The sequence below is a fragment of the Microbacterium sp. UBA837 genome, assembly GCF_002296025.1.
In the GTDB taxonomy this organism is placed as follows: Bacteria; Actinomycetota; Actinomycetes; order Actinomycetales; family Microbacteriaceae; genus Microbacterium.
Genome location: NZ_DBHD01000076.1, coordinates 1 through 7,377, shown reverse-complemented (window position 1 = coordinate 7,377; position 7,377 = coordinate 1). Strand labels below are relative to the sequence as shown.

At 66.2% G+C, this 7,377-nt stretch carries 9 protein-coding genes; 5 read left to right on the top strand and 4 right to left on the bottom strand.

Annotated features, from left to right (window positions below):
- The first annotated feature begins 56 nt into the window (after positions 1-56).
- Positions 57-542: a hypothetical protein gene (locus tag B3587_RS05680; protein ID WP_292727054.1), complete on the top strand. Its 486-nt coding sequence runs from the start codon at positions 57-59 to the stop codon at positions 540-542.
- On the top strand, positions 539-1,252 hold the full coding sequence (locus tag B3587_RS05675) for a hypothetical protein (RefSeq protein ID WP_292727052.1): 714 nt from the start codon (positions 539-541) through the stop codon (positions 1,250-1,252). The genes B3587_RS05680 and B3587_RS05675 overlap by 4 nt, the downstream gene beginning before the upstream one ends.
- Before the next feature lie 154 nt (positions 1,253-1,406).
- On the opposite strand, the gene B3587_RS05670 is transcribed toward B3587_RS05675, so the two are convergent.
- Positions 1,407-2,948 carry an SGNH/GDSL hydrolase family protein gene (locus B3587_RS05670; protein WP_292727050.1) on the bottom strand — a complete coding sequence of 514 codons (1,542 nt, stop codon included), beginning with the start codon at positions 2,946-2,948 and terminating at the stop codon, positions 1,407-1,409.
- A gap of 392 nt (positions 2,949-3,340) precedes the next feature.
- Here B3587_RS05670 and B3587_RS05665 point away from each other — a divergent pair, with 392 nt between their 5' ends.
- On the top strand, positions 3,341-4,132 hold the full coding sequence (locus B3587_RS05665) for a hypothetical protein (RefSeq protein WP_292727048.1): 792 nt from the start codon (positions 3,341-3,343) through the stop codon (positions 4,130-4,132).
- A gap of 43 nt (positions 4,133-4,175) precedes the next feature.
- On the opposite strand, the gene B3587_RS05660 is transcribed toward B3587_RS05665, so the two are convergent.
- From B3587_RS05660 to B3587_RS05650, 3 genes are read right to left on the bottom strand one after another with little or no spacing between them, the layout of a single operon-like run.
- Entirely contained in the window at positions 4,176-4,628 is a 453-nt protein-coding gene (locus tag B3587_RS05660; protein ID WP_292727046.1) for a helix-turn-helix domain-containing protein, read from the bottom strand.
- A gap of 19 nt (positions 4,629-4,647) precedes the next feature.
- The gene (locus B3587_RS05655; RefSeq protein ID WP_292727044.1) at positions 4,648-5,340 is read right to left on the bottom strand and encodes a hypothetical protein; all 693 of its coding nucleotides are present in this window, start codon (positions 5,338-5,340) and stop codon (positions 4,648-4,650) included.
- Between the two features lie 59 nt (positions 5,341-5,399).
- Positions 5,400-6,077: a Type 1 glutamine amidotransferase-like domain-containing protein gene (locus B3587_RS05650; RefSeq protein WP_292727042.1), complete on the bottom strand. Its 678-nt coding sequence runs from the start codon at positions 6,075-6,077 to the stop codon at positions 5,400-5,402.
- Between the two features lie 138 nt (positions 6,078-6,215).
- On the opposite strand from B3587_RS05650, the gene B3587_RS05645 reads away from it, so the two are divergent.
- On the top strand, positions 6,216-6,863 hold the full coding sequence (locus B3587_RS05645; protein ID WP_292727040.1) for a DUF6226 family protein: 648 nt from the start codon (positions 6,216-6,218) through the stop codon (positions 6,861-6,863).
- A gap of 95 nt (positions 6,864-6,958) precedes the next feature.
- Positions 6,959-7,369, top strand: a complete 411-nt coding sequence (locus B3587_RS05640) for a hypothetical protein (protein ID WP_292727038.1) — start codon at positions 6,959-6,961, stop codon at positions 7,367-7,369.
- The last annotated feature ends 8 nt before the right edge of the window (positions 7,370-7,377 follow it).

Genomic DNA, 7,377 nt, shown 5'->3' with positions numbered 1-7,377 from the left:
TGAGGGGGAAGCCACTCGATGCTGAGTGAGTCCCTGACTGGTCTAAGGAGATCTCCATGTTCCGTCGCAGCCGCGCACTCGCAGCCACAGCCACTGTCTCGACCTTGTTCGCCGCATCTCTCCTGCTCTCGTCGTGCACGAACCCGATCGAGCAGTTCATCGAGGACCAGACCGGTGTCTCGATCGACAGTGACGGCAACGGGAGCGTCACCGTCGAGAGCGAAGACGGCGAGATGACGATCACGGCGGGAACCGATGTGCCCGACGACTTCCCCGGCGAGGTCCCGCTGCCGTCGACCGGCACCCTGGAGTCATCGGTCGCGATGGCGGGGGCCTGGAACCTCACCTACACCGGTGTCGACGAGACGACGCTGGACAGTGTCGTGGGCGCTCTGGAGGGTGCCGGTTTCACCCAGACCTATGACATGACCGCTGGCGACTACGCGCAATCGACGTGGGACAACGGCACGTGGACGGTGAGCCTGATCTGGGATCTTTCCTCTGACGGGGCGCTCAACGTGAGCGTGGTCGCGACGCCGTGATGCTCGGGGCTGGTGCCAGACGTGCCGCACGAGCTGCAGGCACCGTCGTCGCGTTGCTCAGCATCGCCGCTCTCGTGAGCGCGTGTGACGGCAGCAGTGCGCCGACCCCCTCTCCGACCGATACGCTGCTCGCGATCGAGGGCGCTGGCGCGGGTGGCTCGGACGGTTCCGCGGGAGGTGAGGGCGCGGCGAGTTCGGGGGAGGGCTCCGCGGCCTCATCGCAGCTCGGCGCTGCCGGCACCTGCCCCGTCGGCCGGTGGGTCATGGACAACCAGTCGTGGGCATCAGCTCTCGGGGAACTCATGCGAACCGAGATCCCCGGGGCTGACGTCACCGTCACCGGCGACCTGTGGCTGGACTGGAATGCTGACGGCACCTACGCGATCACGGCTCGGTCTTCGGAGTACGTCATGACAGGGTCGACCGATGGTTCATCCTTCGTTCAGACGATCTCCCACGACGGCGTCGAGACCGGCGCGTGGGCTGTGGCGTCGGCATCCGGGTATGACCTCGTCGCCCAGGACCAGTCGCAGATGGCGTCGGCGATGTCCATCACCGCGGGAGGGGTCACGTATGCTCCAGACCCCTCGGAACTTGCGCCCGAAGCGTGGACGGGACGACTCGAGGTGGCGTGCGGACCGGAGGCGATGACCACGACCGCGACCGACGATACGGGGTCGCTGTCGGTGGATTTCCTCCCGCGCGGGTGAGTCCGCGGACGGCGCAGGAGGAGACTCACGGCAGCGCCGGCATGTCGGCGCAGCCCTCACCCGAAGGATGCCGAACTCGACGCCATGTGCCGGGGCGCCGTGCGCTCAGTGCCGCGTGCAGATCGGAGTGTGCTCAGTGCCGCGCGCCGCGTGCTCAGTGCCGCGGACTGGTGACGTGCCCGGTGTCCGTGAGGTGGCGGCGACGCAGCATCAGCGCAACACCGCCGGCGACGAGCGTCGTGCCGAAGAGGGCGCTGAGGCCGACCAGTTGCAGGGCGTCGGCATCCATTCCGCCTTCGGCCAGTACTGACGCTCCGCCGCCGCTGGATGATCCGGATGCGGTGATCGTGATCGGTGTCGAGAACACGCGTCCTGACGAGAGTCCCGTCGCGACGAGGGTGTGGACCTCGGGGGTCGTACTCGCGGGGATCGTCAGTGTCGTCGAGAAGGTTCCTGATCCGCTGGCGGGAACGGTGGCGAGGAGCACGGGAGCGGAGTGCAGTTCGATCTTCACCATCTCGTTGGGGCCGAACCCGCCGCCGGAGAGCGTGAGCTGCCCTCCCTGCGCGACCTCTCCTACACTCGCGGTCACTCCGCGTGTCTGTGTCCAGTCGGTGATCGCCTGCTGCACGATGTTGGCGACTTCGAGTACGCCGCCCTCGTCGGGGTGCAGGGCGCCGAGCTTCACACACACGTACGCTTCCGAGTCGGCGGGCAGGTATCCAGGGTCGCAGGTCGAGCCACTGTTGATGTAGAGCGTGATGCCGTTGATCCACGGGTCGGGGGTGCAGAGCGTGTTTGCTGCAGTCTGATCCCAGGTCGAGACGAAGGTGAAGTCGGCGGCGGTTGCGGCGGTTTCGATCGCATCGTCGAGTTGCTGCTCGATGTCGTGCAGGAACTGCAGGTCGACGCCGCTGTATGGGACGGCGTCGTCGGTGGTCGGCGCTGTGAAGCAGGCATCCGTCGCGTTGTTGGGGGCGACCTGTGGGTAGCCGACGACGAAGACCTGCGCGTTGGGGGCCGCTGCGCGAATCTCGGCGAAGCTCTGTGCGAGTCGGGGAGCGACCGAATCGCTGATGCGTCCTGCGAGGTACGCGGACGGGTAGGTGACCGGGTCGTCGAAGTAGTCCTTGCAGTTGTCGAACGCGCCGACCTTGTACTCGAGGTAGGCGGGGTCGCTGTCGACGGTGAGTCGCATACACGCGGTTGCGATCGACGAGAAGCCGAGGTCGTTTCCGCCGATCCCGACGGTGACGACGTCGGTGTCGGCGGTGAGCCCCGCCGACTGGAGTTGGGGTGCGGTCATTCCCGACAGGGTCACCTGCAGTGTGGAGACGTCGGGGAGCGTCGGCAGGATGACGTTCGGGTCGGTTGCCGGAACGGTGGCTGACCCGTAGCCGATGTTGGCGGTGATCGCGCCGGAGCAGGTCTGGTCGTTGATGGTGAGACCGAAAGCGGCGGCGAGAATGTGCGGATAGTTGCCGTCGGCCTGATAGCAGCCGTTCGGGTCGCCGGCGAACGGGCTGGTGTTGCTGAAGGGGGTGAGACCGAACCCCGCCTGATAGGAGTCGCCGAGTGACACGTAGTCGAGGCCGTCGAGCGGGCCGGATCCGCCGTTGGCAGTCGCTGGCGCTCCGGTGAAGAGCAAGAGGACAAGACCGGTCGTCGCAGCAACAGCCGCCATCAGCTTTCGCACGGCATCACCTTAGCGGCGCTGCCGCAGTCGCCACCACACGTGGCGTTTCGGATGCGGCGCCGGGGCCGTCTCGTCGAGGGTCTGCACCACTGTTGGGCGGCAGTGCTGCTGGCGCCGCATGTTCGGGCAGGGTGGCTGGCGATCGTCCTGAACCCCACGGAGGCACTCGGGATCGCTGCCTGGCTGGCTTCGCTGCCGGCGCCACCGTCCACGCGATCAGCAACATCGCGGCAGGGCTGATCGTCGGATATGAGCCTCGTCGGGCCATGTCGACCGCGGCCCGCTCCGTATCGGTGATCGGAGGGGCGACCTCGCTTCGGCCGCGCTCAGCACCCAGTGGAACTATGGCTCCGGGTACGCGCCATGTCGGATGTCGGAGCGATGCTGGGGACGTGAGCTCCGACCCGTCCGCCGTCGAACGGCTGCCTCCTCAGCCGGATCGCGTTCCCGACCTCGACGAGCGGTTCGGCGGTCCTCTCTCAGCCGAACGGTGGGTGACGCGCTATCTGCCGCACTGGACGACCCCGGATCGCTCGGAAGCCCGCTACCGCATCACGCCCGATGGCCTCGAACTGCGGATCGAGCGGGATCAACTCGACTGGCGGCCCGAGGAGGCCCCGCTGCGGGTATCGAACCTGCAGACCGGCACCTACTCAGGGCTCGTGGGATCGACATCCGGCACCCACCGTCACCGCGACGATCTGCGTGTGCGGACCGAGACGCCGTTGCAGCTGCTGTTCGCTCCCGTGAGCGGACGTGTCGACCTCACCATGTCGGCCACGCGCGATGACGGATGCATGTTGGCCGCCTGGCTCGTGGGAACTGAGCATGTGTCGCCGGATGACTCGGGAGAGATCTGCATCGTCGAGATCGATGCGGATGCGGTGGGTCAGCGTACGGTCGTGCGGAACGGTGTGAAAGCGCACCACGATCGGCGGATGCACACTGATATGGCTGAGGTGACGTTGCCGTTGGATGCGAGCCTGCCCCATACGTGGACGGTGATCTGGGGGAGTGGTCAAACGGTCATCGGATGCGACGGGCTCATCGTGCGGCGCATCGCGCAGGCGCCGACCTACCCGCTGTTCCTCATGGTCGACCTGTTCGAGATCGGCAAGCCCGGCGCTGACTATCCGAAGACGGCGATGATCCACCGCGTGCAGGCGTGGAGCTTCAGCGAGTAGGAGCGCCGTGGGCTCTTTCCGTGATGGGTAACTCGTGCAACATCTACCGCAGAATCAGTTCGCGGGCGTTGCGCAGGGCGACCTCTCGGTCTGCGAGTTCCTCGGCCGCGACCAGCACATCCATGGCAGGAGTCACGCGACCGCTCAGATAGGTGCTCAGTCGGCTCGCGGACGTTCCGAGGGCAGACGCGAGCTCGCGCTGGGTGAGTCCGCTCGCACGCTGGGCGGAGCGGAGGCGTTCTCGGGCGACGTCCGACGACGTCCGCTTCTTGTGGTCGATCATCTCGCGTACGAGCGCCACGGTGGTGCGCGACTCTGCGGCCTCAGCGGCCTCCTCGAACACCTCGCGCAGACCCGGCTCGGATGCCACGGCGGATGCGAGACGAGACCAGTGCGGCGCGTAGCCCCGGTCGAGTGCGGCAAGCATGCCTTCGAACCCCCACTCGCGCACGGGGGCGTCGGGGGTGGTGTCGATGTTGCGGAATCGAAGTGGCATTCTCAGCTCCTTTCGGCACTCATGCAGCGACGTACGGGGCCAGTGCGCGGCAGTCGGCGACCACGTTCTGCCAGTCGTGCCAGCGCCGCTCGAGCTTCTTGTAGGTCGATAGATCGCGGATGCGGGTGTGATCTCTCGGCGATGGATCGACTAGTTGTCTGGCGAGCTGTGATTGCACAGGCCGGTCTTCCGGGTGAGAGGGGTCGGTGTAGTAGTCGTCGATTCGAGAGAGCACTGCGCCGATTCGCTCCGGACCGAAGCGATAGGACAGCGCGGCAACGTCGAGGTAGTCACGCATCTGGTTGCGCTTGACGATAAGGAAGCCTTTGATGCGCGCGATCTCGTCGAGGGTGGGAACCGTGATGGTGGAGCCGGTCGGCACGGTCACTGACTGAACCTCGAGCGGTCGGGTGCGAATCATCTGACGGACGCCCGCTTCGATACCGCCGAGTTCGCCGAGAATGATCTTGCCGGGAACCCCTCTGTTGAAGACCCAGTCGCCTTCCCGCTCCAGCGCATCGAGGATCTGCTCGTAACGATCCTGGAGATCCTCGATGATGTGATCGTGGTCGGTCGACATCCGGTGGCGCGCATAGAGTGCGGCGGCAGCACCACCGACGAGAACGGCATCCGGCACGCGGGCCTGCAGCCGTGCGGCCGACTCGAGCACGTCACTCAGACCCTCGGGGAGATCTGCCATCGCATCATCCATCCACGCAGATTATCAGATCAGATAACATACTGACGAGGGTCTACGCCCCTTAGGTGGAACTAGTCGCGGTCGCCCAGCCGGTGCCAGACGCCTTCTGAGATGACCTCGACCCGGTCGCCGTCGACGACGATCGCGGTCTCGTCATCCATCGCAAATGCCGGGATGTCGATCTTCGATGCCCACTTCTCGGCGGCTTCCATCGAGTTGCCGGGCCGATCGCCGACGGCGAGGTGCGGGCAGATCGCGAACTCGACGAGTCCGAGGCCGCGGTCACCGAGATCTGATTTCCAGCCGACGAACTCCTCGCCGATCCGCGGGGTCATGACCATGCTGCCGGCGCTCATCCCGACCCACACGGTGTCGTCGAGTTCGCCAAACAGGTCGAGCATCCCTGATTCGCGGAGCCAGTGGTGCAGATAGATCGCGTCGCCGCCTGAGGCGAGCAGCACGTCGGCGTCGCGTACCTGCGGCATCCATCGCTCGTCGGGAATGCTCGGCAGCGCCGTGAGCTCGAGAAGTCCCACCGACTTCCACCCGAGCGAGACCATCGGGTTGCCGGCTTCTTGGCCCGCGGCGAACTCCCACGCCTTGACGCCCGGTCCGAGCCATGGATGGCCGTACATCGCGGTAGGAATACAGAGCGCTGTCGACTCTTCGATCGGCTTGCCGAGCAGATCGACGAGCGCGGCCTGGATGGTGGGGTTGGTTACCCCACCGGCGGTCAACAGCAATCGCATGATCTCTCCTTGTCGTCAGGGTGCCTCCTCAGCACCTCAGATTCCTCTATGCATGTCAAGCCGTCTGTATGTCTCTGAGGGGCCATAGGGGAGTCTTCGGAAAGGTCGCCGCGATGGGGGAAGGGGAAGAATGGCCGGGTGAGTTCGTACCGCCGTCCGCTGATCGATGCGCCGGTGTTCCGTGACGCCGACGGCCAGGTCATCGAGTACGGGAAGCGCTGGGAGGACTCACCCCCAACCGACACCTATTCGGTCGACACGCACCTCGAACGGTTCGCTCCGCTCCACACGGTCGCCGATGCGCTCGTGGCGCATCTCGCTGAGACCTATGACGTGCGGATCACGGAGGGTCCGGATGTCGTGGGCGATCTCCTTCGCCCGAGCAGGCCCTTCGTGCGGGCGGTGCGCATTGAGCCGAACGATCCGCGATGCGCTGGTCTCACGCTGGTCTACACCGACTATCCGGGAGTCTTCGTGCACGCGGGCCTGCTTCATGACTTCTTCTACCCGATGTGCGGCTGCGATGCGTGCGACTCGACGTGGGAGGCGGAGGCTGACGAGCTCGAGCGGCACGTGTTCGCGGTCGTCGGTGGGCGATACCGCGAGAGCGTCACCGAGGGGCGCGAACCGTGGATCGAGTTCACGCTCGCGAACCCGGACGGCACGAGTCGGGGTGGGCGCGGCGTCACGGACCTTCCCGCCGTCCGGGTCGAGGCGGCGCGCCCGTTCTTGCGAGCGCTCTCCGACGGCTGGGCGTCATGGCCCCGCGTCGCGGTTGAATCTTGACCCGCCCGCCGTCCACTGCCGCGGGCGACGACCAGTCAGCTCTCGGTTTGATATCGGTCGGTCAATCGGGCGTGGCGAGGCGAGAGTATTGGTCAATGGGGCATCGGGTGGCGGCAGTGGCCGCGGGTCTGCTTGCGGGAGCGCTGTTGCTCACCGGATGCGGCACGTTCTACTCGGAGAAACTCCGGGACCTACCGCCTGAGGCGTCGAGCGTCGAGTTCGACGGGCTGGATCCGAAGCCGGCGGTCGTATGGGCAGACAACGGCGAGGACTGGTTCGTGATCACGTGGGGCAGCAGTTCATGCCCGAATGCTCCGGTGTCGCTGGACGAGACGGCTCCCGGCCAGTTCAGCATCGAGCTCGAAAGCGAAGGTGGGCCGGTGTGCACGGCGGACCTGGGGCCGACGACTTTTCGGATCGCCGCGCCCGACGGTGTGACGCCCGCCGACTCGGTGGTCGTGGACGTCGGTCCCGGTACTCTGCTCGAGCTGGAGCCGGTCGGGTAGCCCGATCA